This is a genomic window from Streptomyces rapamycinicus NRRL 5491, assembly GCF_024298965.1.
Classification (GTDB): Bacteria; Actinomycetota; Actinomycetes; order Streptomycetales; family Streptomycetaceae; genus Streptomyces; species Streptomyces rapamycinicus.
In genome coordinates this window covers 6,002,864-6,029,720 of the sequence record NZ_CP085193.1, presented here as the reverse complement: position 1 = coordinate 6,029,720, position 26,857 = coordinate 6,002,864, and the positions used below count along the sequence as shown (strand labels likewise).

At 72.8% G+C, this 26,857-nt stretch carries 21 protein-coding genes; 12 read left to right on the top strand and 9 right to left on the bottom strand.

Translation table 11 applies throughout. The features are described 5' to 3' along the window. The first annotated feature begins 22 nt into the window (after window positions 1–22). The 5 genes from LIV37_RS25175 to LIV37_RS25155 all read left to right on the top strand — a co-directional run bounded on the left by LIV37_RS25175 (window position 23) and on the right by LIV37_RS25155 (window position 4,983). A complete protein-coding gene (locus tag LIV37_RS25175) occupies window positions 23–1,573 on the top strand; it encodes a molybdopterin molybdotransferase MoeA (RefSeq protein ID WP_121825284.1) in 1,551 nt (516 codons plus the stop codon). Continuing rightward, window positions 1,570–2,625, top strand: coding sequence for a potassium channel family protein (locus LIV37_RS25170; protein WP_020869913.1), 1,056 nt, complete (start codon window positions 1,570–1,572; stop codon window positions 2,623–2,625). Before LIV37_RS25175 ends, LIV37_RS25170 begins: the two co-directional genes overlap by 4 nt. A gap of 10 nt (window positions 2,626–2,635) precedes the next feature. Next, entirely contained in the window at window positions 2,636–3,613 is a 978-nt protein-coding gene (locus tag LIV37_RS25165; RefSeq protein ID WP_020869912.1) for an NAD(P)H-quinone oxidoreductase, read from the top strand. Between the two features lie 236 nt (window positions 3,614–3,849). Beyond that, on the top strand, window positions 3,850–4,305 hold the full coding sequence (locus tag LIV37_RS25160) for a hypothetical protein (protein ID WP_148717801.1): 456 nt from the start codon (window positions 3,850–3,852) through the stop codon (window positions 4,303–4,305). 108 nt (window positions 4,306–4,413) lie between these two features. Next, window positions 4,414–4,983: a bacterial proteasome activator family protein gene (locus LIV37_RS25155; RefSeq protein ID WP_020869910.1), complete on the top strand. Its 570-nt coding sequence runs from the start codon at window positions 4,414–4,416 to the stop codon at window positions 4,981–4,983. A gap of 191 nt (window positions 4,984–5,174) precedes the next feature. On the opposite strand, the gene LIV37_RS25150 is transcribed toward LIV37_RS25155, so the two are convergent. After that, window positions 5,175–6,842, bottom strand: coding sequence for a protein kinase domain-containing protein (locus tag LIV37_RS25150; RefSeq protein ID WP_020869909.1), 1,668 nt, complete (start codon window positions 6,840–6,842; stop codon window positions 5,175–5,177). Between the two features lie 312 nt (window positions 6,843–7,154). Here LIV37_RS25150 and LIV37_RS25145 point away from each other — a divergent pair, with 312 nt between their 5' ends. Further along, window positions 7,155–8,738: a protein kinase domain-containing protein gene (locus LIV37_RS25145; protein WP_121824533.1), complete on the top strand. Its 1,584-nt coding sequence runs from the start codon at window positions 7,155–7,157 to the stop codon at window positions 8,736–8,738. A gap of 28 nt (window positions 8,739–8,766) precedes the next feature. On the opposite strand, the gene LIV37_RS25140 is transcribed toward LIV37_RS25145, so the two are convergent. Together LIV37_RS25140 and LIV37_RS25135 are read right to left on the bottom strand one after the other, a co-directional pair. Next, window positions 8,767–9,807, bottom strand: a complete 1,041-nt coding sequence (locus tag LIV37_RS25140) for a phosphotransferase (protein WP_020869907.1) — start codon at window positions 9,805–9,807, stop codon at window positions 8,767–8,769. A gap of 742 nt (window positions 9,808–10,549) precedes the next feature. Next, complete coding sequence (locus LIV37_RS25135; RefSeq protein ID WP_121824534.1) at window positions 10,550–11,212, bottom strand: response regulator; 663 nt, start codon at window positions 11,210–11,212, stop codon at window positions 10,550–10,552. A 322-nt stretch (window positions 11,213–11,534) separates the two neighbouring features. On the opposite strand from LIV37_RS25135, the gene pdhA reads away from it, so the two are divergent. The 5 genes from pdhA to LIV37_RS25110 all read left to right on the top strand — a co-directional run bounded on the left by pdhA (window position 11,535) and on the right by LIV37_RS25110 (window position 17,229). After that, a complete protein-coding gene (pdhA, locus tag LIV37_RS25130; protein WP_020869905.1) occupies window positions 11,535–12,701 on the top strand; it encodes a pyruvate dehydrogenase (acetyl-transferring) E1 component subunit alpha in 1,167 nt (388 codons plus the stop codon). 1 nt (window position 12,702) lies between these two features. Further along, entirely contained in the window at window positions 12,703–13,683 is a 981-nt protein-coding gene (locus LIV37_RS25125) for an alpha-ketoacid dehydrogenase subunit beta (RefSeq protein WP_020869904.1), read from the top strand. 22 nt (window positions 13,684–13,705) lie between these two features. Then, the gene (locus tag LIV37_RS25120; RefSeq protein WP_121824535.1) at window positions 13,706–15,139 is read left to right on the top strand and encodes a dihydrolipoamide acetyltransferase family protein; all 1,434 of its coding nucleotides are present in this window, start codon (window positions 13,706–13,708) and stop codon (window positions 15,137–15,139) included. Window positions 15,140–15,277: 138 nt separating this feature from the next. Then, window positions 15,278–15,937, top strand: a complete 660-nt coding sequence (locus tag LIV37_RS25115) for a GntR family transcriptional regulator (RefSeq protein WP_121825285.1) — start codon at window positions 15,278–15,280, stop codon at window positions 15,935–15,937. After that, window positions 15,934–17,229, top strand: a complete 1,296-nt coding sequence (locus LIV37_RS25110; protein WP_020869902.1) for an MFS transporter — start codon at window positions 15,934–15,936, stop codon at window positions 17,227–17,229. The genes LIV37_RS25115 and LIV37_RS25110 overlap by 4 nt, the downstream gene beginning before the upstream one ends. Window positions 17,230–17,256: 27 nt before the next feature. Here the strand turns inward: LIV37_RS25110 and LIV37_RS25105 are convergent, their stop codons facing one another. Further along, window positions 17,257–18,081 carry a maleylpyruvate isomerase family mycothiol-dependent enzyme gene (locus LIV37_RS25105; protein WP_020869901.1) on the bottom strand — a complete coding sequence of 275 codons (825 nt, stop codon included), beginning with the start codon at window positions 18,079–18,081 and terminating at the stop codon, window positions 17,257–17,259. A gap of 244 nt (window positions 18,082–18,325) precedes the next feature. On the opposite strand from LIV37_RS25105, the gene LIV37_RS25100 reads away from it, so the two are divergent. Then, window positions 18,326–20,140, top strand: coding sequence for an NHL domain-containing thioredoxin family protein (locus LIV37_RS25100; protein WP_020869900.1), 1,815 nt, complete (start codon window positions 18,326–18,328; stop codon window positions 20,138–20,140). Window positions 20,141–20,154: 14 nt separating this feature from the next. Here the strand turns inward: LIV37_RS25100 and LIV37_RS25095 are convergent, their stop codons facing one another. The 5 genes from LIV37_RS25095 to LIV37_RS25075 form a co-directional block, all read right to left on the bottom strand. Next, a complete protein-coding gene (locus tag LIV37_RS25095; protein WP_243146165.1) occupies window positions 20,155–20,913 on the bottom strand; it encodes a helix-turn-helix domain-containing protein in 759 nt (252 codons plus the stop codon). Window positions 20,914–21,103: 190 nt separating this feature from the next. Next, entirely contained in the window at window positions 21,104–22,102 is a 999-nt protein-coding gene (locus LIV37_RS25090; protein WP_020869897.1) for an NlpC/P60 family protein, read from the bottom strand. A gap of 397 nt (window positions 22,103–22,499) precedes the next feature. Further along, window positions 22,500–23,192: a DUF4232 domain-containing protein gene (locus tag LIV37_RS25085; RefSeq protein ID WP_020869896.1), complete on the bottom strand. Its 693-nt coding sequence runs from the start codon at window positions 23,190–23,192 to the stop codon at window positions 22,500–22,502. 330 nt (window positions 23,193–23,522) lie between these two features. Then, the gene (locus LIV37_RS25080; protein WP_121824537.1) at window positions 23,523–25,514 is read right to left on the bottom strand and encodes an AfsR/SARP family transcriptional regulator; all 1,992 of its coding nucleotides are present in this window, start codon (window positions 25,512–25,514) and stop codon (window positions 23,523–23,525) included. 1 nt (window position 25,515) lies between these two features. Then, window positions 25,516–26,805, bottom strand: a complete 1,290-nt coding sequence (locus tag LIV37_RS25075) for a M18 family aminopeptidase (protein WP_020869895.1) — start codon at window positions 26,803–26,805, stop codon at window positions 25,516–25,518. Window positions 26,806–26,857: the final 52 nt, after the last annotated feature.

Sequence of the window (26,857 nt, the reverse complement as noted above, 5' to 3'; positions counted from 1 at the left end):
GGGCCGATCTTCGGGTAGTCCGATGTCGGAGGGCACTGGCACCAAGAGCACGCGGTCCAGGGCCCCCGCCCATCAGGCCCCGGCCCCGCCCCCGAAACGCACCCCCGGCGCATCCACGCCCCACGCGCATCCCTCCATGAACCCACCGCATCGCAGCCCCACCTCCTGGCCCGACGCCCGCGCCATCGCCGCCCGCGCCGCCGTCAAGGAGGCCGCCCACGCCGCCCCGGTGATGCGGCCGCTGTCCGAGGTGCTCGGCCAGGTCCTGGCCGCGCCGCTCGCCGCGCTCACCGATCTGCCGCCCTTCGACACGTCCGCCATGGACGGCTGGGCGCTCTCGGGCCCCGGCCCCTGGCGGCTGCCGACCGGCACAAAGGACCAGGACCACCCCGGCATCCTCGCCGGACACGGCGAGACGGCCCCCCTCCCCGATGGTCACGCGGTCCGCATCGCCACCGGCGCCCGTGTCCCGCCCGGCGCCACCGCCGTACTGCGCAGTGAGTACGGCACCGACGCGGGCGACGGCTGGCTCCACGCGTCCCCCGCCCACCCCGTCGTCCTGGGCCAGGACATCCGCACCCGCGGCCAGGAGTGCCGCAGCGGCGATCAGCTGCTCCCCGCCGGAACCCTGGTCACCCCCGCCGTCCTGGGCCTGGCCGCCGCGGCCGGGTACGACGAGCTGCCGACGGTGCGCAGGCCGCGCGTCGAGGTGCTGGTCCTCGGCGATGAACTGCTCACCGAGGGGCTGCCGCACGACGGCCGGATCCGGGACGCGCTGGGGCCGATGGTCGGGCCATGGCTGCGGGCGCTCGGGGCCGAGGTCTTGGGCACCCGGCGGCTGGCCGACGAGGCGGACGCGGTGTACGCGGCGGTGGCCGAGTCGTCCGCCGACGTCGTCGTGACGACCGGGGGCACGGCGGCGGGCCCGGTGGACCATGTCCACCCCACCCTGCGCCGCCTGGGCGCCGAACTGCTGGTGGACGGGGTGGCGGTGCGCCCCGGCCACCCGATGCTGCTGGCCCGCCTCGCCCGCGCAAACCGCGAGAACCCCGCAAACCGCGAGAACCCCGGAAACCCCGAAAGCGCCGGAGCACCCGAAAGCGCCGAAGCCCCCAAAACTGCCGAAACCCCCGGGCGCCCGTCCCGCCCCGCCCGGCATCTGGTGGGGCTCCCGGGCAATCCGCTCGCGGCGGTGTCCGGTCTGCTGACCCTCGCGGAGCCCCTGCTGCGGACGCTGACGGGCCGCCCGGCCCCCGACCCCGGCCCGGCCCCGCTGGCCGAGGCCGTGCAGGGGCATCCGCGGGACACCCGGCTGGTCCCCGTGGTCTTCCGGCAGGACGCGGCGGTGCCGCTGCGCTTCAACGGCCCGGCGATGCTGCGCGGCATCGCGGTGGCCGACGGCCTCGCCGTGATCCCGCCCGGCGGGGCGAGGCGCGGCACGGAGGTCGACGTACTGGATCTCCCGTGGTCGGCGAGCGCGACGGAGCAACCGGGCCACGCGGACCAAGCGCGCCAGCGCACCGACCGGGCGACCGACGGCGAGGACATATCCCCCCAGGAGGGCCCGGCGTGAAGCTGCCCAGCCACGACGCGGCCGCCCGCACCCCCGGGGACGGCGGCCACCGCGTCCATCTGCCCGACTTCCCCGCGGGCCCGCTGCGCCAGGTCGCCCGGCGGCTGCTGCTGGCGCTGCTGGTGCTGGTGCTGACGGTGGCCATCGTGTACGTCGACCGCGCGGGCTACCACGACAACGCCGACGAGCGGGTCGACTTCCTCGACTCCGTCTACTACTCGACCGTCACGCTGTCCACGACCGGTTACGGCGACATCGTGCCGTACAGCGACAGCGCGCGGCTCAGTAACATCCTGCTGGTCACGCCGTTGCGCGTGCTCTTTCTGATCATCCTGGTCGGCACCACGCTGGAAGTCCTGGCCGAACGCACCCGCGAGCAGTACCGCCTGAACCGCTGGAGGTCAGCGTTGCGCGATCACACCGTCGTAGTGGGCTTCGGTACGAAGGGGCGGTCCGCGGTGGAGACCCTTTGCGCGACGGGGCTGCCCAAGAACCGGGTGGTCGTGGTCGACCCCAACCACAAGGTGATCGAGGCGGCCAACGCGGAGGGGTTCGCGGGGGTGGTCGGCGACGCGACCCGCAGCGATGTGCTGTTGCGGGCGGAGGCGCAGCGCGCCCGCCAATTCGTGATCGCCACCCAGCGCGATGACACGGCCGTCCTGGTGACGCTGACGGCCCGGCAGCTCAACCGGGGCGCCAACATCGTGGCGGCGGTGCGCGAGGAGGAGAACGCGCCGCTGCTGCGCCAGTCCGGGGCCGACGCGGTGATCACCAGCGCCAGCGCGGCGGGCCGCCTGCTGGGCATGAGCGTGCAGAGCCCGACGGCCGGTGCGGTGATCGAGGATCTGATCCAGCAGGGCACGGGCCTGGACCTGGTGGAGCGCACAGTGGTGAAGGCCGAGGTGGGCAAGTCGGTGCGGGATACGGAGGATCTCGTGGTGTCCGTGCTGCGCGGCCATCGCCTCCTCGCGTACGACGACCCCGACGCCAGTCCGCTGCAGGCGGCCGACCGCTTGATCACGATCGTTCGCGCGCCGATGGTCCAGGAGTAGCCTCGCGGCCATGCATGCGATCACGATTCCCGAACCCGGTGGCCCCGAAGCCCTGGTATGGGCGGAGGTCCCCGATCCCGTGCCCGGTGAGGGCGAGGTCCTGGTCGACGTGGCGGCCGCCGGCGTCAACCGCGCGGATGTGCTCCAGCGCCAGGGCCACTACCCGCCGCCGCCCGGGGCCTCGCCCTACGCCGGTCTGGAGTGCTCGGGCCGGATCTCGGCGCTCGGCCCCGGCGTCACCGGCTGGGCGGTGGGCGACGAGGTGTGCGCCCTGCTCGCGGGCGGTGGCTACGCCGAGAAGGTGGCGGTTCCCTCGGGGCAGCTGCTGCCCCTCCCCGAGGGCGTGGACCTGGTCACGGCCGCGGCGCTGCCCGAAGTGACCGCCACCGTATGGTCCAACGTCTTCATGATCTCCCATCTCCGGCCGGGGGAGACGCTGTTGGTGCACGGCGGATCGAGCGGCATCGGCACCATGGCGATCCAGCTCGCGAAGGCGGTCGGGGCGCGGGTCGCGGTGACCGCGGGCGGCCCGGAGAAGCTGACCGCCTGCCAGGAACTGGGCGCCGACATCCTGATCGACTACCGCGAGCAGGACTTCGTCGAGGAGATCCGCCGGGCCACCGACGGCGCGGGCGCGGACGTCATCCTGGACATCGTCGGCGCGAAGTACCTCGCCCGGAATCTGGAGACGCTCGCCCTCAACGGACGGCTGGCGATCATCGGGCTCCAGGGCGGGGTGAAGGCCGAGCTGAACCTGGCCACCCTGCTGTCCAAGAGCGCCGCCGTGACGGCCACCGGGCTGCGGGGCCGCTCGCTGGCGCAGAAGTCGGCGATCATCGCGGCGGTACGGGAGCACGTCTGGCCGCTGATCGGGGGCGGCCGGGTCCGCCCGATCGTCGACAGTACCGTCCCGATGCGGGAGGCCTCTGAGGCCCACCGGCTGCTGGAGTCCAGTACGCATGTGGGCAAGATCCTGCTGACGACCTGAGGGCCACGGGTCCGTACGGCGGCGCCGCCGCGATCCCCACGGCGCCGCCACGGCCCTTACGGTAATGCCGAGACTGCCCTTACGGCGCTGTCGCAGTCCTTACGGTGGTCACGGATGGGCGCCGCGGTCCTTCGGTCGTACCGGAGACCGTACGGCGGCGTTCAGGATGCCCGGTCCATACCCTCGTGTGACGCTGATCCCGTTACGCAACGGTTCGGCACGGGAGGGTGACCACCGTGAACCCTGCGACGCTTCGCACACTCCCCGCGGCGGCCCTGCTGGCGGGCACAGCCCTGGCCGCGGCCCCCGCCGCGCCCGCCCCCGCCGATGACGGCGGCGGCGGGCTGGCGGGCACCCACGCGGGCGAGGGCCGCGCGCACCCCGGCCGCACCGGGACGCCGACCCCCACGTCGCCGGACGGGGACCCCTCGGCCGACACCGGGGACGACGAGGGCACCGGGCGGTTCTCGGTGGTGCCCGAGTGGACGGCGTCCTCCCTCCCCGTCCCACAGCGGCCGGACCGGCACCAGGCGCGCGAATCGCTCCCGTCCGGTCAGCCTTACGGTGCTCAGCGGACCGCCGCCGAGCCCAGCGGGCGGGCGATGCGGGTGCTGCCGCTGGGCACCGGTCTCGCGCTCACCGGTCTCGGCCTCGGCCTGGCGTTCTTCGGTCTGCGGCTGCGCCGCCGCTGATCACCGCCACTGCTCCGATGGCCGCCGCTGACGGCCTTCGCCGGTGATCGTCGCCGAATCCTCGACCCTCGCCCGTCGTACCGGGTGCCGGTGCGGAACAATAGGGGTATGAACCAGCCGATGAACGAACGAGCGCAGGAGAGCCCGCACGTCCTGGTCGTCGGTCCGGACGGCATGGCACTCGGCGGCCTCACTCCTTCTTCTGGCGAGGGCAGCGGTGACGACGAGTCGCGCGAGGTTCCCGTGACGGACATGGTCGAACAGCCGGCGAAGGTCATGCGGATCGGCAGCATGATCAAGCAGCTTCTGGAGGAGGTCCGTGCCGCACCTCTCGACGAGGCCAGCCGGGTCCGGCTCAAGGAGATCCACTCCAGCTCGGTGAAGGAGCTGGAGGACGGGCTGGCGCCCGAGCTGATCGGGGAGCTGGAGCGGCTGTCGCTGCCCTTCACGGACGAGGCGGTGCCCACCGAGGCGGAACTGCGCATCGCCCAGGCCCAGTTGGTCGGCTGGCTGGAGGGGCTGTTCCACGGCATCCAGACCACCCTGTTCGCCCAGCAGATGGCGGCGCGCGCCCAGCTGGAGCAGATGCGCAGGGCGCTGCCGCCGGGGATCGGCGGGGGCGAGGAGGACGAGGACATGCCCAAGCCGGGCGGCGCCCGCTCGGGGCCGTACCTCTGAGCCGCCGAGCCGCTCCCCGAACCACACAACGGACACCACGACCGGACACGCACCGGAAACAACGACCGGACACGCACCGGAAACAACGACCGGACACGCGCCGGACATAACGAAACGACGCCGCGGGCCTCACCTTCCGATGAGGCCCGCGGCGTCGTTGTGCCGGAAGCGGAGCGAGCGGGAGTCCGCCCCTACTCCGGGTTGCCGGTGGAGACGGTCAGCTCGATGGTGTCCGTCTTGGGGTTGTACGGCTCGTAGTTCCGGTACGTGTAATTGAGGACGGTGCCCTTGCCCCACAGATTCTCGTCCTGGGGCACCACGCGGTACTTCCAGCCCGCCGCGCGGATGCACTTCTTCACCGAGTCGATGTAGAGGTTCTGGAAGTCGGGCACCGAGTACGTGCCCTTCTCATCGGTGTCCTCGTACGCGTCGGTGCACTTCTTCGTCTCGATGGTCTTGGTCTTGTCGCCCATGCGGAAGCCCGAGGCCTTGTCGGGGGCCGTCGGCGACGCCGACTTGCCGCCACCGCCGCCCCCCTTGCTCTCGTTCTTGGAGCCCTCGCCGTCGCCGCTGAGCGCGATGACCAGGATCACGGCGATGACCGCGATGGCCGCGACGACGGCCGAGCCTATGATCACGCCCTTGTTGCCCCTGCCGCCCCCGCTCCCTGACGGCGTCGAGGGCGAGATGCTGTACGGCGGCGGGGTGCTGGGGCCCTGGTACGACGGCGTCGGGGTCTGGTAGCCCGCCTGCCCCAGCGGTGTCGTGGACGGCGCCTGGCCGACCGGGGGCGGCGGGGTGGACGGGCCGAAGGCGCCGAACTGCCCGGGGGAGTGCTGCGGCTGGTAGGGCGTCTGGACGCTGCCGGGTCCGGGCGCGGGCGTCTGCTGGTCGATCGGCGGGAAGACCGCCGAGCCGACACCGGAGCCGCTGCGGGCCGGGGGGCCGCCGCTGATGATGATCGGGGAGGCGCCGGTCTGCCCGGTACGGGCGACTCGTGCGCATTCGTCGCGCATGGCCTCGGCGGTCGGGAAGCGCTCGTTCGGGTTCTTCTTCAGGGCGCGGGCGACCAGCGCGTCCACCGCCGGGGGAATGGACTGGTTGATCGAGGAGGGCGCGACCGGCTCCTCCTGGACGTGCGCGTACGCGATGGCCAGCGGCGAGTCCGCGTCGAACGGCAGCCGGCCGGTCAGCAGCTCGAAGAGCATGATGCCGACCGAGTACAGGTCGCTGCGGGCGTCCACGCCGCGGCCCAGCGCCTGCTCGGGCGAGAGGTACTGCGGGGTGCCGACGACCATGCCGGTCTGGGTCATGGAGGTGACTCCGGACTGCATGGCGCGGGCGATGCCGAAGTCCATGACTTTGACCACATTACGCTTGGTCATCATCACGTTACCCGGCTTGATGTCGCGGTGGACCAGCCCCATCTCATGGCTGATCTCGAGCGCCGCCAGCACATCGCTGGTGATCTTCAGTGCCTTTTCGGTCGGCATCGCGCCGTATTGCCGGACGTCGCCGTCCAGAACCGAGCGCAGTGGCTGACCCTCGACGTACTCCATGACGATGTACGGCATCAGCGAGCCGTCCATGGCGTCCTCGCCGGTGTCGAAGACCGAGACGATATTGGTGTGCGTGAGCTTCGCCACCGCCTGGGCCTCGCGGCGGAACCGCTCGCGGAAGGACTGCTCGCGTCCCAGCTCGGTGTGGAGAGTCTTGATCGCGACCTGGCGGTCCAGCACGGTGTCATAGGCCAGGTGAACGGAGGCCATGCCGCCCTCGCCCAGCAGGTCACGCAGCTGATAGCGGCCGTTCGCCAGAGAGTGGCCTTGATACCTGCCCGATGCGCCGTACTGGCTCATTTCGTACTTCCCCCTAGGCGCACTCACTACTCTGACGCGCACGTTTCGACGCATTGATCTTGATGTTCTGGATATCGTGGCCAAGTCTGCCCCAGGCCACGGACACGTCAAGCCGCGTTGCCCGTTCCGTGACCGGATGCGCAAGAACCCGTCACGCGATTTGCATCGCTTCACCGTCAACAGGTTTGATGGCCGGTCCATCACCAACCGATACACGGCGCGAAGGCTGTAGCGTGCCTAGCGGGAACCGTACCGCCCGTGGGCGGGGCGATCTCGACCCGACCCCCACCGAGAACGAGACGGCGAGGACCGATGGCACAGACCCAGAGCGCCCAGGGGCCCTCCGAACCTGACGCCAGCGGGTCCGGTATGCCGGATACGCCCGAGGTGTGGGGTAACGGAGGACTTGTCGGCGATGGTCGATATCGGCTTACCAGTCGACTCGGCCGCGGCGGTATGGCGGAGGTGTTCGCCGCCGAGGACCTCCGGCTCGGCCGTACGGTCGCGGTGAAGCTGCTCCGCGCCGACCTGGCCGAGGACCCGGTGTCCAAGGCCCGCTTCACCCGCGAGGCACAGTCCGTGGCCGGGCTGAACCACCACGCCGTGGTGGCGGTCTACGACTCCGGCGAGGACACGGTCGGCCAGAACACCGTGCCGTACATCGTCATGGAGCTGGTCGAGGGCCGGACCATCCGCGATCTGCTGCTCAACGCCGAGGCCCCGCCGCCGGACCAGGCGCTGATCATCGTCTCCGGGGTGCTGGAGGCGCTCGCCTACAGCCATCAGCACGGCATCGTGCACCGTGACATCAAGCCCGCCAACGTGATCATCACCCACAGCGGTGCGGTCAAGGTCATGGACTTCGGCATCGCCCGCGCCCTGCACGGCGCGCAGTCCACGATGACCCAGACCGGCATGGTCATGGGCACACCGCAGTACCTCTCGCCGGAGCAGGCCCTCGGCAAGGCCGTGGACCACCGCTCCGACCTCTACGCCACCGGCTGTCTGCTCTACGAGCTGCTGGCGCTGCGCCCGCCGTTCACCGGGGAGACCCCGCTGTCGGTGGTGTACCAGCACGTCCAGGACACCCCGGTGCCCCCGTCGGAGACCTCCGGCACCGTGCCGCCGGAGCTGGACGGCCTGGTCATGCGCTCCCTCGCCAAGGACCCGGACGACCGGTTCCAGAGCGCCGAGGAGATGCGCGGACTGGTCCAGTACGCGCTCCAGATGCTCCACGAGGCCGGCGGCCACACCGGCATGTGGAACACCGGCCCGGTCACCCAGCACCTGGGCGCCGCCACCCCCGCCATGGGCACGCCCGGCGTCGGGGCCACCACCGCGCTGCCGCACCCGGGTCACGGCGAGACCTCCCAGCAGCCGATCGTCACCGGCCCCCATGGCGGTGGCGGCGGCTACCACGGCGGTTCCGGCCGCCGTAAGGGCCGCGGCAGGGTCTGGCTGATCGCGGTGCTCGCGGTGATCGCGGTCGCGGCGGGGGTCGCCTTTGCCCTCAACGCCGGCGACAAGGACGGCGGGAAGAAGCCGGGCAAGCACCAGACGTCGGTCACCCAGGAGAAGACGGAGAAGCCGACCGACGAGCCGAGCGACGACTCGGGCGACGAGACGGCCCCGAGCGACGACGGGAACACCTCCGGGGACACGGGCAGCGACTACACCCCGACCGCGAACCCGACGCCGACGTACGAGGACGACCCCACGGGCGAGCCCACGGACCCGGAGACGGACCCGGGCACCGGTGAGCCGACCGGCGAGGAGACCACCCCGGGCGGCGGCGAGGAGCCCACCCAGCCGACGGACCCGGAGACCGACCCGGGCACCACCGAGCCCACCGGTGGCACGGCGGGCGCCACGGACGGCGGCGCCGGGACACCCTGATGGCCGGGGGCGCCCCGCGGCGCCCCCGTCACCCGCAGAAGGCGTCGCGGACCGCGTCGTACTCCCGGGTCCACCACACCACCAGCGCGGCGGCCGCCGGGAACTGCGGATCCGCGCGCCGGTCCCCGCGCTGGTAGCGCCAGCGCAGCATCCAGAAGTCGTTGAGCCGCTCCCACCACACCCGGTGCACGGCCGCGGCCATCTCCGAGGTCCCGGCTCCCGCCGCGGAGCGGTACGCCCGCGCGTAGGACCGCACCTTGGTGAGCTCCAGGGTGCCGTCGGGCCGTACGAAGAAGATCGCGGCGGCCCGGACCGCCTCCTCGGCGCGCGGCTGCACCCCGAGCCGGTCCCAGTCGACGATGGCGGCCGGTTCGGTGTCGCGGTAGAGCAGGTTCAGCGGGTGGAAGTCGCCGTGCACCCAGCCGGCGACGGGGACGGCGTCCGCCTCGGGGCGGCGGTGGGCGTGCCGCTCCACCAGTGTCCGCCGTTCGACCAGCCGGTGTTCGGCGAGCTCGTCGAAGGTGTCGCGGTTCCGGCGCCCCCGGATCAGCGTGAGCAGCTCGTCGATGACCGCGAAGGTGTCCTCGGGGTCGGCGGCGGCCTCCACGGGCGGCCTGCGGTCGCCCGTACGGGCCCGCATGACGCGCTCCAGGCAGGTGTGGACGAGCCCGAGCAGCCCGCCCAGCCGCCAGCACTGCGGGGCGGTCAGCTCACCGCCGTCGCGGTGCCGCCCGTCGATCCAGGGGTGTAACGCGTAGCAGCGGCCGCCGATGACGGCGACCGTACGGCCGTCGGCGTCGGGGACCGGCGGGGCGACGGGCACCCCGAGCGCCTCCAGCCGCTGGGTGACGCGGTGCTGGCGGGCGATGGCGGTGCGGTCGCCGTCGAGGTGGTGTTTGAGGAAGAACCGGCCGCGGGTGGTGGCGAGGTGGTAGCCCCGGTTGAGCAGCCCCTGGGTGAGCGGTTCGCAGGAGACGGCCTCACCGGCGGTGTCATAGCGGCGGAGCAGGGCGCTCAGGGTTTCCCCGTCGGGAGCGGCCTCGGCGGAGCGTACATGTGAGCGCGGCACCTGCCAGATGTTAGATCACCGGACATCGCCGCCAGCACGCGCGGAGACGGGGCACGGCGCCCTGGGGCACGGCGGGTTGACCGCGCCGGGGGCGGGGCGTCTCGGCGCCTGCGGCGGGCTGTTCCCCTCCCCGCCCCTTCCCACAACTGGGGCTCCGCCCCAGCCCCCGGATCGGGGCTCCGCCCCGGACCCCGGTCGCGGGGCTCCTGTCCCGGGCTCCGGACGCGGGGCTCCGTCCCGGACCCTGGTCGCGGGGCTCCTGTCCCGGGCTCCGGACGCGGGGCTCCGTCCCGGACCCTGGTCGCGGGGCTCCTGTCCCGGGCTCCGGACGCGGGGCTCCGTCCCGGACCCTGGTCGCGGGGCTCCTGTCCCGGGCTCCGGACGCGGGGCTCCGTCCCGGACCCTGGTCGCGGGGCTCCTGTCCCGGGCTCCGGACGCGGGGCTCCGTCCCGGACCCCCGGATCGGGGTTCTGCCCCGGGCCCCGGATCGGGGCTCCGTCCCGGGCCCCCGGATCGGGGTTCTGCCCCGGGCCCCGGATCGGGGTTCTGCCCCAGGCCCCGGATCGGGGTTCTGCCCTGGGCCTCGGACGCGGGGCTCCTGTCCCGGGCTCCGGACGCGGGGCTTCGCCCCGGACGCCGGACCTGGGGCTGCGCCGCGCTCCGACAGGGGGCAGCGCTTCCGGGGCTGTGCCGCGCCTCTGCCCGTGGGGCGGCGAGGCCCGGAAGCACTGCCCCGCCGGCGCTAGCGCTTCTGCGTCGCCTGCATCCGGGCGACGTACGCCGCCGCCTGCGAGCGGCGCTCCATGCCCAGCTTGGAGAGCAGGCTGGAGACGTAGTTCTTGATCGTCTTCTCGGCGAGGTGCAGCCGCTCGCCGATCCCCCGATTGGTGAGCCCCTCCCCGATCAGCAGCAGTATCCGGCGCTCCTGCTCGGTGAGGGCGGCGAGCTGGTCGTCCGGCTGGGCGGCCGTCTGGCCGCGCAGCCGTTCCAGCACCCGGGCGGTGGCCACCGGGTCGAGCAGCGACCGGCCCGCGGCCACGTCCCGGACGGCGGCGAGCAGTTCGCCGCCGCGGATGTCCTTCAGGACATAGCCGGAGGCGCCCGCGATGATGGCGTCGAAGAGCGCCTCGTCGTCGGCGAAGGAGGTGAGCATCATGCAGCGGACGCTCTCGTGACGGGCGCGGATCTCCCGGCAGACCTCGACCCCGCTGCGGTCGGGCAGCCGGATGTCCAGGACGGCGACGTCCGGGCGGGTGGCCGGGATGCGCGCCAGGGCGTCGGCCGCGGTGCCCGCCTCGCCGACCACCTCCATGTCCGGCTCGCCCGCGAGCAGGTCTCGTACGCCGCGTCGGACGACTTCATGGTCGTCGACCAGGAAAATCCTTATTTTTCCTTCTTCGCGCACGGATCCAGTCTCACACACGAAGTCTTCCCGCGTCGTTGCCCAGCGGGATACCGTGCGCTTGTCCGGCGGCCTGCGGGGCTGTGACCAGTGGAAGTTTCCCCACTCACGCGATTTACTTGGAAATCCAAGCAAAATTGCAGGTCAGGTGGGGTTTCGCAGACATGCGACGCACTGGGTAACGTGCCTTGTGCAGGGCCAGCCGCCGGGAACCTGTCACGCCCGGTCATGCTCCGGCGCACCCACCCCGTGCGCCGTGGCGGAACGGGCGAGCCGCAACTGGCCGCCGGCGGATCCCGGAGGCCGGACAGACGGAGGAGCACACGTGACCGTGGAGAGCACTGCCGCGCGCAAGCCGCGCCGCAGCGGAGCCAAGCGCAGCACCACAGCGCGGGACACCAAGAAGCAGCCTGCGGGCCAGACCGAACTCGTACAGCTGCTGACCCCCGAGGGCGAGCGTGTCGAGCACCCCGAGTACGCCATCGACCCCACCCCCGAGGAGCTGCGCGGTCTGTACCGGGACATGGTGCTGACACGGCGGTTCGACGCCGAGGCCACCACCCTGCAGCGCCAGGGCGAACTGGGCCTGTGGGCCTCGCTGCTCGGCCAGGAGGCGGCGCAGATCGGCTCCGGCCGGGCGCTGCACGACGCCGACTACGTCTTCCCCACCTACCGCGAGCACGGAGTGGCGTGGTGCCGGGGCGTCGACCCGACCAATCTGCTGGGGATGTTCCGTGGGGTGAACCACGGCGGCTGGGACCCGAACAGCAACAACTTCCACCTGTACACCATCGTCATCGGCTCGCAGACGCTGCACGCGACCGGCTACGCGATGGGCGTGGCCAAGGACGGCGCGGACGCCGCGGTCCTGGCCTACTTCGGCGACGGCGCCTCCAGCCAGGGCGATGTCGCCGAATCGTTCACCTTCTCCGCGGTCTACAACGCCCCGGTCGTCTTCTTCTGCCAGAACAACCAGTGGGCCATCTCCGAGCCCACCGAGAAGCAGACCCGGGTGCCGCTCTACCAGCGCGCCCAGGGCTTCGGCTTCCCCGGGGTGCGGGTGGACGGCAATGACGTGCTCGCCTGTCTGGCCGTCACCAAGGCCGCGCTGGAGCGGGCGCGCACCGGGCAGGGCCCGATGCTCATCGAGGCGTTCACCTATCGCATGGGCGCCCACACCACCTCGGACGACCCCACGCGCTACCGCTCGCCCGAGGAGCGGGAGCTGTGGGAGACCAAGGACCCGATCCTGCGGCTGCGCACCCTGCTGACCCGCGAGGGCCTGGCCGACGACGCGTACTTCGCCGACCTCGAGCGGGAGAGCGACGCGCTGGCCAAGCGGGTTCGGGACGCCGTACGGGCCATGCCCGACCCCGAGGACATGGCGATGTTCGAGCACATCTACGCCGACGGACATGCCCTTGTCGACGAGGAGCGGGCGCAGTTCGCCGAGTACCAGGCTTCGTTCGTCACCGCTGAGGAAGGCATCTGACATGGCCGCCGAGAAGATGTCGCTCTCCAAGGCGATCAACGCGTCCCTGCGGACCGCCCTCGAGACCGACCCCAAGGTCCTGATCATGGGCGAGGACGTCGGCAAGCTGGGGGGCGTCTTCCGCGTCACCGACGGGCTCCAGAAGGACTTCGGCGAGGACCGGGTCATCGACACCCCGCTCGCCGAGTCCGGCATCGTGGGCACCGCGATCGGGCTCGCGCTGCGCGGCTACCGCCCGGTGGTGGAGATCCAGTTCGACGGTTTCGTCTTTCCCGCCTACGACCAGATCGTCACCCAGCTCGCCAAGATGCACGCACGCTCGCTCGGCAAGGTGAAGCTGCCCGTCGTCGTCCGCATTCCGTACGGCGGCGGCATCGGCGCGGTGGAGCACCACAGCGAGTCGCCGGAGGCGCTGTTCGCGCATGTGGCGGGTCTGAAGGTGGTCTCGCCCGCCAACGCCTCCGACGCCTACTGGATGCTCCAGCAGGCCATCGACAGCGATGACCCGGTGATCTACTTCGAGCCCAAGCGCCGCTACCACGACAAGTCCGAGGTCGACACCGCCGCGATCCCCGGCCCGCTGCACGCCGCCCGGGTGGTGCGGCAGGGGACGGACCTGACGCTCGCGGCCTACGGCCCGATGGTGAAGGTCGCCCTGGACGCCGCCGCGGCCGCCGCCGAGGAGGGCAAGTCGATCGAGGTCCTGGACCTGCGGTCGATGTCGCCGATCGACTTCGACTCGGTCCAGCGTTCCGTGGAGCGGACGGGGCGGCTGGTCGTCGTCCACGAGGCACCGGTATTCCTGGGCACGGGGTCGGAGATCGCCGCGCGCATCACCGAGAGGTGCTTCTATCACCTCCAGGCCCCGGTGCTGCGGGTCGGTGGCTTCCACTCGCCGTACCCGCCGTCACGGCTCGAGGACGAGTACCTTCCGGGGCTGGACCGGGTGCTCGACGCCGTAGACCGCGCGTTGGCGTACTGAAGGGCTTGAGGAGATCGTGACGATGACCGCAGTCGAACAGCGCTTCCGTGAGTTCAAGATGCCCGATGTGGGCGAGGGGCTGACCGAGGCCGAGATCCTCAAGTGGTTCGTGGCGCCGGGCGACACCGTGACCGACGGGCAGGTGGTGTGCGAGGTCGAGACCGCCAAGGCCGCCGTCGAGCTGCCCATCCCCTTCGACGGTGTGGTGCACGAGCTGCGCTTCGACGAGGGCACCACCGTGGACGTGGGCACGCCGATCATCTCGGTGGACACCGACCCCGGAGCGGGGGAGGCGGCGCCCCAGGCCGCTCCCGCCGCCGGGAAGCCCGCCGAGACGCCCGCCGCCGAGGCCGAGCCCGCGGAGAAGGAGGGCCGCCAGGCCAATCTGGTCGGCTACGGGGCGGCGCCCGCCTCCACCAAGCGCCGTCCGCGCAAGCCGCTGCAGGGCCTCCAGCGGGCCGCGCCCGCCCCCTCGGCCGGGGCGCCCGCGCCCCAGGAGCCCGCGCCCGCGCGCCCGGAGGCGGCGCCCGCGCCCGCGCCCGAGCTGAACGGCAGCGGCCGGACCGCCCGGCCGCTGGCCAAGCCGCCGGTCCGCAAGCTGGCCAAGGATCTGGGCATCGACCTGGAGACGGTCACCCCGAGCGGGGCGGACGGGATCATCACCCGCGAGGACGTCCACGCGGCCGCCGAGGCCGTCCAGGCGGCCCGGGAGACGCCCGTGGCGGCCCCGTCCGCGCCCGTCACGGCCGTCGGGGGCCGGGAGCGCCGGGTGCCCGTGAAGGGCGTACGGAAGGCCACCGCGCAGGCGATGGTCCACAGCGCCTTCACCGCCCCGCACGTGACCGAGTTCGTGACGGTCGACGTGACCCGCACGATGAAGCTCGTGGCCGACCTCAAGCAGGACCCGGAGCTGTCCGGGCTGCGGGTCAACCCGCTGCTGCTGGTCGCCAAGGCCCTGCTGGTGGCCATCCGGCGCAACCCGGACATCAACGCCACCTGGGACGAGGACAACCAGGAGATCGTCTACAAGGACTACGTCAATCTGGGCATCGCGGCGGCGACACCGCGCGGGCTGATCGTCCCCAACATCAAGGACGCCGACGCCAAGACCCTGCCCGAACTGGCGTCCGCCCTGGGCGAGCTGGTGGCCACCGCCCGTGAGGGCAAGACCACCCCGGCGGCGATGTCCGGCGGCACGGTCACCATCACCAACGTCGGCGTCTTCGGCATCGACGCGGGCACCCCGATCCTCAACCCCGGGGAGTCCGCGATCCTCGCCTTCGGCGCGGTCAAGCTCCAGCCGTGGGTCCACAAGGGCGAGGTCAAGCCGCGCCAGGTGACCACGCTGGCGCTCTCCTTCGACCACCGGCTGGTCGACGGCGAGCTGGGCTCCAAGGTGCTCGCGGACGTCGCGGCCGTCCTGGAGCGCCCCAAGCGCCTGATCACGTGGGCGTGACGCGGCGCACGCGGGCGTGACACGGCGCACCCTGGCGTGACGCGGCGCACGGCGTGACGCGGCCGTAGGCACCACCCCCGTCCGCATCGCGGACGGGGGATGAGTGCGCATGCATCTTGTATCTATGATGTGCGCATCATGAGTCCCGCCGATACGGCCACCAAGCCGCCCCCTGCCGCCGAACGCGTCTACCACCACGTCAAACAAGCCGTCCTCGACCGCCGCTACGAGGGCGGCACACTGCTGAGCGAGGGCGAACTCGCGGACGCCGTGGGGGTCTCCCGCACCCCCGTCCGGGAGGCGCTGCTGCGCCTGGAGGCCGAGGGGCTGCTCAAGCTCTATCCGAAGAAGGGCGCCCTGGTGCTGCCGGTCTCCTCCCAGGAGATCGCCGACGTGGTCGAGACCCGGCTGCTGGTGGAGCAGCACGCGGTCGCCAAGGTCGTCCCGGCCGGCGGGCGGCTGCTGGCCCGGCTCGAGGAGCTGCTGGAGGAGCAGCGGGCGCACGCCGCGGCCGGGGACCTGGCCGCCTTCGCCGCCGCCGACCGCTGCTTCCACGCGGCGATCGTCCGGGCGGCGGGAAACGCCATCCTGGCGCAGCTGTACGACCAGTTGAGGGACCGCCAGCTGCGGATGGGCGTGGCCACCATGCACGCCGAGCCCGACCGCATCGCCAAGAACATCACCGAGCACACGGAGATCCTCCAGGCCCTGCGCGCCGGGGACACCGGTTTCGCGTCCGGTCTTGTGCAGCGCCACATCAGCTGGGTGAACAACCTCGCCCGGGGTGAGGCGCGATGACCTCGGCCCAGTTGCCCGGTGATCCACCCGGCGGACGTCGTGCCGTCGCCGTATGGGGCCTGGGCGTCGCCGTCTACTTCGTCGCCATCACCTATCGCACCAGCCTGGGCGTCGCCGGTATCGACGCCGCCGAGCGCTTCCACATCAACGCCTCGGCGCTGTCGACCTTCTCCATCCTCCAGGTGCTGGTCTACGCCGGAATGCAGATACCGGTCGGGCTCATGGTCGACCGTCTCGGCACCCGTAAGGTGCTCATGCTCGGCGTGGTGCTCTTCACCCTGGGGCAGTTCGGCTTCGCGTTCTCCCACTCGTACCCGATGGCGCTGGGCTCCCGGGCGCTGCTCGGCTGCGGTGACGCGATGACCTTCATCAGCGTGCTGCGGCTCGGCTCGCGCTGGTTCCCGGCCCGCCGGGGGCCGATGATCGCCCAGGTCGCGGCGCTCTTCGGGATGGCGGGCAACCTGGTCTCCACGCTGGTGATCGCCCGCGCGCTGCACAGCGCCGGCTGGACCACGACCTTCGCGGGCAGCGCGCTCGGTGGGGTGGCCGTCCTCGGCCTGGTGCTGTTCTTCCTCAAGGACCACCCGAAGGGCTTCGAGCCCGCGCCCGCCTCCCATATGGGCGCCGACTACGTCCGCCGGCAGATCGCGGACGCCTGGCGCGAGCCCGGCACCCGGCTGGGCATGTGGGTGCACTTCACCACCCAGTTCCCGGCGATGGTGTTCCTGCTGCTGTGGGGGATGCCGTTCCTGGTCGAGGCCCAGGGGCTGTCCCGGGCGACCGCGGGTCAGCTGCTGACCCTGGTGGTGCTGTCCAACATGGCGGTCGGCCTGGTCTACGGGCAGGTCATCGCCCGGCACCACGCCGCCCGCGCCCCGCTGGCCCTCGGCACGGCCGGCGCCACCGCGCTGCTGTGGGGCACCGTGCTGCTCTGGCCGTCGGCCCACGCGCCCATGTGGCTGCTGATCGTCCTGTGTGCGGTGCTCGGCGCCTGCGGGCCCGCGTCCATGATCGGCTTTGACTTCGCCCGGCCCGCCAACCCGCCCGAGCGGATCGGCACCGCCTCGGGAATCGTCAACATGGGCGGCTTCACGGCCTCGATGACCACTCTGCTGGCCGTCGGCGTCCTGCTGGACCTGACCGGCGAGAACTTCCGGATCGCGTTCGCCTCGGTGTTCGTACTGCAGGCGGTCGGCGTCGCCCAGATCCTGCGGCTGCGCGGGCGGGCGCACCGTCGGGAGCGGGAGCGCGTGGTCGCGAGCCGCGTCGAGGCGGTGCACGTACCGGCGTGACGCCGTGGCCCTCCGGTCCCCGGAGCGCTACGGCGTGACCGCGAACTTCTGGAGGATCGCGTCCGCCAACTGCTGGTCGCCCTCGATCTTCAGCCGCTCCGCGACCGCCTCGGGCCGCACCCGCCCACAGGCCAGCCGGACGTAGGTCTCCCAGTCCAGGGTGAGCGTCACCGTCGGCCCCAGCGAGACGCTGCCGTCGATGCTGCCCCGGCCGTCCGCGTCGACCCGGACCGTCCGCATGAACTCCATCGGGCCGTGCACATCGAAGACGACGGCCGACTGGGGCGCCGCGCCCGCGTCCTTGGCGACCACCTTCGGCAGCCCCGACAGCAGCAGGTCACGGGTGATCGTGGCGCCCGGCGAGTCGAGGTTGCCCGGCTTGTTCAGGGCCCGGCGCAGATCCTGTTCGTGCACCCAGACGTCGAAGGCCCGCCGCGTCAGGGCCTCCCCCAGCGCCACCTCGGTGCCGCCGGGCCAGCGCACCATGGCGTCCGGCTCGCGCTTCTCGTTCCGCAGTTGGCGGCCCCGCCGGATGACCGTGTACTCCAGCTCGGAGGTCATCTCGGGCGCGGTGTGGCAGCGCCGCACGTCGACCTGGACCTCCATGTACCGCGACAGTTCGTTGGTGACGTGGTAGAGGTCGCGCGGCAGGGTGTGGATGGGGCGGGGGTCGCCGAGCATCTCGCATTCGAGGCCGATCACATGCGATACGACGTCCCGCACCGACCATCCCGGGCACTCGGTGGCGCGGTTCCACTCGCTCTCCGCTAGCGGTTCGACCAACTCCGTTATCGCGTCGATGGAGTGGGTCCAGGCGTCGATGGAGGTCTGAAGGCTGGGATGGACGGTCACGGGACCCCTCGGGCGGTTGGTGCGCGGGCTGGGTGCTGGTGTGTGCGTTCAAGTTACGCTGCCCACGAGCGCACGGGCAGTGCTTTCCGGTCTGATCGTAGGCCCGGATCGGCGGCTCGCGGCCTGCCCGCGATGGTAGTGTGCGCCCGCCCCGGCCTTATCTCCGGATGTACCCGTACGCAGCGGTGGAAAGCCACCGGGGGGTGGGGGAATGGCACGACCGGGGCTGCTGTTTCATGGGGATATGGCTTCACGTGCACGCGTCCGCGCCCCCGAGCTGATCGGCCGGGGCGGCTGGCTCAACACCGGCGGTACCGACCTCACCCTCACCGACCTGCGAGGACGCATCGTCATCCTCGACTTCTGGACGTTCTGCTGTGTGAACTGCCTGCATGTCCTGGACGAGCTGCGCGAGCTGGAGGAGAAGCACCGCGACACCGTGGTGATCGTCGGGGTGCACTCGCCGAAGTTCGTCCACGAGGCCGAGCACCAGGCGGTGGTGGACGCGGTCGAGCGCTACGAGGTGCACCACCCGGTCCTCGACGACCCCGAGCTGGCCACCTGGAAGCAGTACGCGGTACGGGCCTGGCCCACCCTCGTCGTCATCGACCCCGAGGGCTATGTGGTCGCCCAGCACGCGGGCGAGGGCCACGCCCACGCCCTGGAGACCCTGGTGGCGCAGCTGGAGGCCGAACACGCCGCCAAGGGCACCCTGCGGCGCGGCGACGGCCCCTATGTGCCCCCGGAGCCGGTCCCCACCGAGCTCCGCTTCCCCGGTAAGGCGCTGCTGCTGCCCGGCGGCACCTTCCTCGTCTCGGACACCACCCGCCATCAGCTGGTGGAGCTCGCGGCGGACGGCGAGAGCGTGGTGCGGCGGATCGGCGCGGGCGAGCGCGGCCTTACCGATGGCGCGGGCGAGCGGGCCCGGTTCAGCGAGCCCCAGGGGCTCGCCCTGCTCCCCGACGGCACCGTGGCCGTCGCCGACACCGTGAACCACGCGCTGCGCCGCTTCGACCCGGCCACCGGCGAGGTCACCACGGTCGCCGGGACCGGCCGCCAGTGGTGGCAGGGATCGCCCACCGAGGGGCCCGCCCGCGAGGTCGACCTGTCCTCCCCCTGGGACGTGGCCTGGTTCGCCGGCCGGCTGTGGATCGCCATGGCGGGCGTCCACCAGCTGTGGACGTACGACCCGGAGGCCGGGACCGTACGGGCCGCCGCCGGGACCACCAACGAGGGCCTGGTCGACGGCCCGGCCGAGGAGGCGTGGTTCGCCCAGCCCTCCGGGCTCGCCGCGACCGGGGACCGGCTGTGGATCGCGGACTCCGAGACCTCCGCGGTGCGCTACGTCGAGTGCGACGGTAAGGGCTTCACGGTCCGTACGGCCGTCGGCACCGGGCTCTTCGACTTCGGCCACCGGGACGGCGCCGCCGTTTCCGCGCTGCTCCAGCATCCGCTGGGCGTCACCGCGCTGCCCGACGGCTCGGTGGCGATCTCCGACACCTACAACCACGCGCTGCGCCGCTACGACCCGGCCAGCGGCGAGGTCTCCACGCTCGCCACGGATCTGCGCGAGCCCTCCGGCGCGGTCCTGGCCGACGGGGACATCGTCGTGGTGGAGTCCGCCCGGCACCGGCTGACCCGGCTGCGGCTGCCGGAGGAGGCCGTAAGGGTCGAGGCGGTGGCCCACCGCACCCAGCGCGCCGCGACCGACATCGCCCCGGGGACGCTCCGGCTTGACGTGGTCTTCCAGGCGCCCGAGGGGCAGAAGCTGGACACCCGCTACGGGCCCTCCACCCGGCTGCTGGTCAGCTCCACCCCGCCGGAGCTGCTGGCCGGGGGCGACGGCGCGGGGACGGACCTGAGCCGTGAGCTCGTCCTTACGGAGGGCGTGACCGAGGGCGTGCTGCACGTCTCGGCGATGGCCGCCTCCTGTGACGACGACCCAGCGAACGAGTACCCGGCCTGCCATGTGCACCAGCAGGACTGGGGCGTCCCGGTGCGGATCACCGAGGGCGGCGCGAACCGGCTGCCGCTGGTGCTCGCCGGTATGGACGACTGAAACCTGACCCGCGATCAGTCGGGGCAGTTGGGCAGCGTGGAGTACTGCACCTGGTCCTGGCGGATCCGGATGCCCGGCACCCACATCCGCTTGCCGTCCTTGGCGACGCGGAACCACATGCTGCTGTGCCCGCCCGCCTCGTCGGTCACCGTGACGCCGTTGGCGATGCGGCAGTCGGCGCGCAGCACATCGCCGTGCCAGGCCCGGCCCGTGATGTTCGACGGGCGGTAGGCCTGGTACGGATCCTCGGCCAGGCCCAGGGAGCACTCGCGGACGCGCTTGTGCTGGCAGGTCTTCTCGGCGTTGTAGACGGTGATTTGGGCGTTGCCCAGGGGCGAGGAGCCCGCGCCACCCGGGGAGGAGTCGTCGTCGGACGACCGTAAGGCGATCACGCCGGCCGTGGCCCCGCCGATGACGACGACCGTGCCCACCGCCGCGAGCGTGAGCCGCAGCCGGCGCCGGGACGGCCGGTCCTCCGGGGATCCCGCCCGGGCCTCCTCCGGGGCCGGCGGGGCGGCGGCGGACGCGGTCGGCCCGTCGGCGGCTTCGATGGCGGCCTCGGCCTCGGTGGCCCGGTGCAGCAGGGTCACCAGTTCGGGCAGCCGGTCCTCGGCGGTGAAGGAGAGCTTGCCCCACTGGATCAGGAGCCGCTCGTCGGGCAGGCTCTGGCCGCGCAGATAGCGGGAGAGGGAGGACCGGCTCGCGGGCAGCCGTCCCTCCAGTTCCTTGAGACTGAGTCCCAGTTCGCCGTGCATCCGGCGCAGTGCGGTCACGAATTCCCGTACCGGGCCGGAGAGTTCCTCGGGAAGCGGGGCGAGTGGCTTTCGTCGTGGGTTCTCTGGGCGATTCGGATGCGCTGGCACGTACACCATTGCAGCACGTGGATCATGAACATGCCGAGCGACACGTCCACACCCCCGAGGTGGACGTGCCGCTCGTTACCGGAACCGGATCAGGAACGCATCAGTCCGTGAACTTCAGCGGCCGGTAGGGCTTGTACTCGCTGCCCGGCTCCAGTCCATAGCGACGGGTCGCGTGATCCGTCCCGAAGTCGCCGCGCTGCTCGTAGGAGGTGTACGAGGTGTGGGCGGCGTCGTTCCACTTCTCGAACATCACGACGTGCCGGGTGTTGTTGTTCCCCGAGGCGTCGATCAGCAGGTCACCGGGGCGGAGGTCGTTGAGGGCGATCGGCTTGGTGATGCTGGAGCCGGTGAGGCCCACCGTGTTGGTGCCGGGCGCCTGGAGGCCCAGCGCCATGGAGACATAGCCCGAGCAGTCCTGGCGGTAGCCGTCCTTCCAGACCTTCGCCTGGCTGTACGGCACCCGGCCGCCGTTGTTGGCGGTCAGCCAGGTGGCGGCCCGCTGGAGCGCCTCGGCGCGGCTGCCGCCGGGCTGCGGCGGGCGCGGCGGCTCACCGCCGCCGTTCTGCACCGGGACGCCGGGGAGCGAGTCCTGCGGGATGTCCACCGCGACGACGGTCACGAAGCCGTTGACCGGCCCGGTGATATGGGCCATATAGGTCGAGCAGGCCCCGTCCTCGCAGACCTTCTTCCCCGTGTTGACCTGGAAGTCGGCGGTGATGCGGTCCTGGCCCGGCGCGGTCTTGTTGAGCATGCCCACGGATGGGGAGCCGGTGTCGGCGGTCTGGTGGACCACCCAGCGGGTGCCCCAGGTGGGGAAGTCGGCGGTGGCCGCGGCCTTGGTGCCGAACTCGCCCGTGGTGGTCTTCAGCTTGAGCGCGGCGCCCCCGCCCTTGTCCGAGCTCTTGGCCGAGGTGTCGCGGCTCGTCGCGCCCTTCTCCGCGACTTTCCCCGCCTTCTCCGCCTTGTTGGTGTCATGGCCCGCGGTGTCGTCCCCGCCCGAGCAGCCGACGAGCCCGGTGGCGCCGATGCCCGCCGCGGCGATCGCGGGGAGCACCTTGCGCAGGAGGGTACGGCGGTTGCGGCCGATGGAGTGCGTCACGTCTGGATTCCCCCTAGGTGAGCCGTGCCGACGGGATGCCGGCACCGCTCGGTCCAGGCCGCGGCGGCCGTCCGCCGCGGCGACGGGAACCACTCTGGGCCGCGCGGCGGGGTATTCCGGGGGCCGGGCCGTCCTTTGGGACGTCCCATCCGGGCCCACCCCTGACGACCTGCCAAAACGCCCAAGGATACGGCCGGGTGCGGGACGGTCAGGGCCGTGCCGTGGGACATGACGAGACGGCCCCCGCCGAAGCGGGGGCCGTCCGGGGCAGGTAGCCGGGGGGAGGCGGCTACCTGTCCGGCTGGGTGGCTCGGAGTCGAGCGGTCACCGGAGCGGAAGGGTGGTGGCGCTCACCGGACGGGACGGTCACCGGACGGGCGCTCACCGGACGGGGCGGTCACCAGAGCAGGGCGTCCGAGGCGTCGCTCTGCCAGTAGCCGGCCTCCGCCCCGCGGCCGACCTCCACCGAGTCGCCGGGCAGGTCGACGGAGCGGCGGTCGTCCTCGCCGGGGAGGGAGACGGTCAGCGCGGTGGCCTTACGGCCGTCGGCCGGGTCGTCCGCCGCGGAGGTGGTCAGGCCCGCGTAGCCGCTCTCGCCGGGGGCCAGCGTGACGACCGACTGGGGCCGGGTGTCCGCGGCCTCCGGCACGGCCGGGCTCGCGTCGTCGAACCGCACCGAGGGGAATCCGGTGAGACGGCAGGTCGAGCCGGACTGGTTGGTGATCTCCAGCAGGAGGTGGTGGGCCGGGCGGGGGACGGAGGTGACGCTCACCGACATCGTGTCGAGGCGGCAGACCCCGGCCTCTCCCTCGGCGCCGCTGGCGGCCCGCAGACCGCCCTGGGCCCCGGCGTCGGCCGCGCCCGCCGCCGTGTCCCGCGCGGCCCGCTGGGCGCCGTCCTGAAGGCCGTCCTCGTGGGCTGCGGGGACGGCCGGGGCGATGCTGTCCGCAGCCCCTGCCGTCCGCACGCCGGACGCGTCGGCGGTGCCGCACGCCGCGAGGGTGATGCCCGCGGCGACGACCGTCAGTCCGGCGGCGACCGAGCGCAGGGTGCCGGCGCGGTGGGCGAGGCGAGCGGTGGTGAACGGCATGGCGGGTCTCCCCTCAGCGAGCGTTAGGGCGTTTTCCGGTACGGCTCAAGCCTGTCCGGACCGGCTGCCGTTCGGCTGGTGAACGGCTGCCGCCCGCTAACGCCCCGCTAACGCCCCGCTGTTCGCCCTTGTCAGGGCCTGTGCCGCCGTCGGCCACCGCGGCGCGGGAGGAGGCGAAGGCCTCCTCGGACGCTGCGGTCGCGGGGCCGCATCTGCCGGGGCGGTCGGCCGCCCCCTTCAGGGGCGACAGCGGCGGCGGCCGTACCAGCCCACACCCGCCGCCGGGAGGCGCCCCTGCGCGTAGCCGGGCGCCCCCTTCGACGACGGCCCCTAGGCCCCCTGTGACGGCCCGCCAGGGGATCCGCCAGGGGATCCGCCAGGGGAGGATCCGCCGGCCGCTCCGCCCGATGCCTCGCCCGGGGGCTCGCGGTCGCTGCCGTCGCCCTGGGCGAAGAGCTTCACCAGGTCGCTCATCACGTAGCGGTTGGTGGCCTCCTCGTCCAGCAGGTGCATCTCCGCCAGCCGCTCCAGGGAGTCCTGGATCAGCTCGGGGTCCGCGCCCGACAGCGCGGCCGCCTCGGCGGTGTTGACCTCCCGCGCGAAACCGGCGCCCAGGGCCCGCAGCAGCTGTGCGTCGTCCGCCGAGAGCCGGGCCACCGAATTGCGCAGCGCGGCGGCCACTCCGGTGTCCTCCGCCGACAGCAGGGCGAGCCGGCGGCGCTCGTCGCGCAGCGCGGTGGCCAGCCGGGCCAGCCGCCAGCGGGGCCGGGCCATCAGCTGGGCGGAGGCGGCGCGCAGCGCCAGCGGCAGCCCGTCGCACAGGGGCACCAGCTCCCGCGCGGCCTCCGGGTCCTCGGCGACCCGCGCGGGCCCCAGCAGCGCGCCCAGCAGGCCCACGCCGTCCTCGGTGCCGAGGGCGTGCAGCCGTACCGGGCGAGCGGCGTCGGTGGCGATCAGCCCGTCCAGCCTGCTGCGGCTGGTGACCAGCGTGGCGCAGTGGGGGCCGCCGGGCAGCAGCGGGCGCACCTGGGCGGAGCTGCCCGCGTTGTCCAGCACCACCAGCAGCCTGCGGCGGGCGGCCAGCGAGCGGTACAGCGCGGACGCGGCCTCGGGCGAGGTGGGGATCTGCTCGGCCGGGGTGCCGAGGGCCAGCAGGAACTCGCGCAGCACCTCGGCGGGCACCACCGCCTCGCCGCCGCTGAAGCCGCGCAGATCCGCGAAGAGCCGTCCGTCGGGGAAGGCGGCGGCGCGGGCATGGCCCCAGTGGACCGCCAGACCGGTCTTGCCGACCCCGGCGGGCCCGGTGAGCAGCGCGATACCGCCCGCCTGCGGGTAGCCGCCGGGGGCGTCCGCGGCGCCGCCCTGGGCCGGTTCGTCGGTGCCCAGGGTCAGCCGGGTCAGCTCGGCCAGCTCCGCGCCCCGGCCGTGGAAGCCCGCCGGGGGCCGGGGGAGCAGCTCGGGCACGGGCGCGGGGGCCGAGGCGGCCGCGGACAGCGGCTGCTGCGGGGTGGCCTGCTGGGCGCCCGGCTGCCCGGCGGCCTCGGCGCCGCCCCGCGGTCCGTCCGCCGTGGGGGCCGCCCGCAGGATCTCCTGGTACGCGGCGCTCAGCCGCTGGCCCGGGTCGACCCCCAGGTCGTCGTCGAGCAGCTGCCGGGTGCGGTGGAACCAGGCGATCGCGTCGGACTGCCGTCCGGAGCGGTACAGCGCCAGCATCAGGGCGGCGATCAGCCCCTCGCGCAGCGGGTTGGCGACGGCGGCGGGGTGCAGGGCGCGCACCGCGTGCTCATGCTCGCCCAGCCCCTCGTGGGCCCGGGCCAGGGCCTCCACGGCGCTCAGCCGCCGCTCCTCCAGGGCGTGCGCGGCCGCCGCGAACGGCGGGCTGGCCACGGTCCCGGTGAGCGCCGGGCCGCGCCACAGGCCGAGCGCCTGCCGGAGCAGCTGGACGGCCTCGCCGGGGGCGGACTCCGGGCTGGCCTGGGCGGTCAGCTGGTCGAAGCGCTGGGTGTCGATCAGGGATTCGGGGATGCGCAGCAGATAGGCGGAGCTGTGGGTGGCCAGCTCGACGCCGTGGTCCTCGGCGCCGCCCTCGGCCAGGGCCGCGCGGAGCCGGGAGACATGGCCCTGGATGACGGTCCGGGCGTGGGCGGGCGGCTCGTCCTCCCACAGGCTGGATATCAACTGCTCCACGGATACCGTCGCGTTGGGCCGCAGCAGCAGCATCGCCAGCACGCTGCGCCGTTTGGCGGGCCCCAGCGGTAGCTCGACGGGTGCTGCTTGCGGGCCCGCGGTGACGGTTACCGGGCCCAGCAGGGAGAAGTCCAACTCAAGCCCCCAGAAAGGCGTGCAGTGCCTTGGCCAGCAGCCGCGGGTCCTGTGCCCCGCACAGCTCCCGGGCCGAGTGCATGGACAGGATCGCGATGCCGATGTCGACGGTGGAGATGCCGTGCCGGGCGGCGGTGATCGGCCCGATCGTGGTGCCGCACGGCATCGAGTTGTGGGAGACGAAGCTCTGCCAGGGGACGCCGGCGCGCTCGCAGGCGGCGGCGAAGACGGCTCTCCCGGCGCCGTCGGTGGCATATCTCTGGTTGACGTTCACCTTCAGGATCGGACCGCCGTTGGGCCGCGGGTGATGGCCCGGCTCATGGCGCTCGGCGTAGTTGGGGTGGACGGCGTGGCCGGTGTCGGAGGACAGGCAGACGGTGCCCGCGAAGGCCCGCGCCCGCTCCTCGTACGCCCCGCCGCGGGCGAAGACCGAGCGCTCCAGCACCGTGCCGAGCAGCGGTCCGTCGGCGCCGGTGTCGGACTGGCTGCCGTTCTCCTCGTGGTCGAAGGCGGCCAGTACGGGGATGTACGGCAGTTCCTGGTGGGCGGCGGCGATGAGCGCGGCCGTACCGGCGTGCACGGAGACAAGGTTGTCCATCCGGGGCCCGGCGACCAGCTCGCGGTCCCGGCCGAGGTAGGCGGGCGGCTCCACGCTGTGGGCCATCAGGTCCCAGCCGGCGATCTCCTCGGCCGCGACCCCGGTCTCCTCGGCGACGAAGCGGATCAGGTCGCCCTCCTCGACGCCGCCGAGCCCCCAGATGGGCGTCATATGGCGCTGCTTGTCGAGCTTGAGGCCGTCGGTGTTGACCGATCTGTCGAGGTGCACGGCGAGCTGGGGGACGCGCATCAACGGCCGGTCGACGGTGACGAGATGGTGGGAGCCGTCCCTGAGGGTGATCCGGCCGGAGAGCCCGAGGTCGCGGTCGAGCCAGGTGTTGAGCAGCGCCCCGCCGTAGATCTCGACGGCGATCTGCCGCCAGCCGTGCGCACCGGTGTCGGGAATGGGCTTCACGCGCAAATTGGGAGAGTCGGTGTGAGCGCCCACAATCCGGTATGGAGTGGCGGCCTCCGCCCCCTCCGGGACGTACCAGGCGATGATCGCGCCACCGCGCAGCACGTACCGGCCACCGGCCGCCCCGTCCCAGGGCGCGGTCTCCTCCATCCGGCGGAACCCGGCCTTCTCCAGCCGCTCTGCGGCGCTTGCCACTGCGTGGTACGGCGAGGGGCTGGCGCGGAGGAAGGACATCAGGTCATCGGTGTGGCCGCGGTCGATGCCGGGTTGTGCGCTCATGTGCTCAGCATAGATTCGCCGGGGGTCGGCTCGCCCTGGTACGGGAGCGGCG

Coding starts and splice junctions, on each gene's coding strand:
- LIV37_RS25155 (WP_020869910.1), top strand. CDS start 4,414: ATGAACCAGCCGATGAACGAACGAGCGCAGGAGAGCCCGCACGTCCTG.
- LIV37_RS25150 (WP_020869909.1), bottom strand. CDS start 6,842: ATGAGCCAGTACGGCGCATCGGGCAGGTATCAAGGCCACTCTCTGGCG.
- LIV37_RS25085 (WP_020869896.1), bottom strand. CDS start 23,192: ATGCCGTTCACCACCGCTCGCCTCGCCCACCGCGCCGGCACCCTGCGC.
- LIV37_RS25110 (WP_020869902.1), top strand. CDS start 15,934: ATGACCTCGGCCCAGTTGCCCGGTGATCCACCCGGCGGACGTCGTGCC.
- LIV37_RS25125 (WP_020869904.1), top strand. CDS start 12,703: ATGGCCGCCGAGAAGATGTCGCTCTCCAAGGCGATCAACGCGTCCCTG.
- LIV37_RS25175 (WP_121825284.1), top strand. CDS start 23: ATGTCGGAGGGCACTGGCACCAAGAGCACGCGGTCCAGGGCCCCCGCC.
- LIV37_RS25115 (WP_121825285.1), top strand. CDS start 15,278: ATGAGTCCCGCCGATACGGCCACCAAGCCGCCCCCTGCCGCCGAACGC.
- LIV37_RS25075 (WP_020869895.1), bottom strand. CDS start 26,805: ATGAGCGCACAACCCGGCATCGACCGCGGCCACACCGATGACCTGATG.
- LIV37_RS25100 (WP_020869900.1), top strand. CDS start 18,326: ATGGCTTCACGTGCACGCGTCCGCGCCCCCGAGCTGATCGGCCGGGGC.
- LIV37_RS25165 (WP_020869912.1), top strand. CDS start 2,636: ATGCATGCGATCACGATTCCCGAACCCGGTGGCCCCGAAGCCCTGGTA.
- LIV37_RS25120 (WP_121824535.1), top strand. CDS start 13,706: ATGACCGCAGTCGAACAGCGCTTCCGTGAGTTCAAGATGCCCGATGTG.
- LIV37_RS25145 (WP_121824533.1), top strand. CDS start 7,155: ATGGCACAGACCCAGAGCGCCCAGGGGCCCTCCGAACCTGACGCCAGC.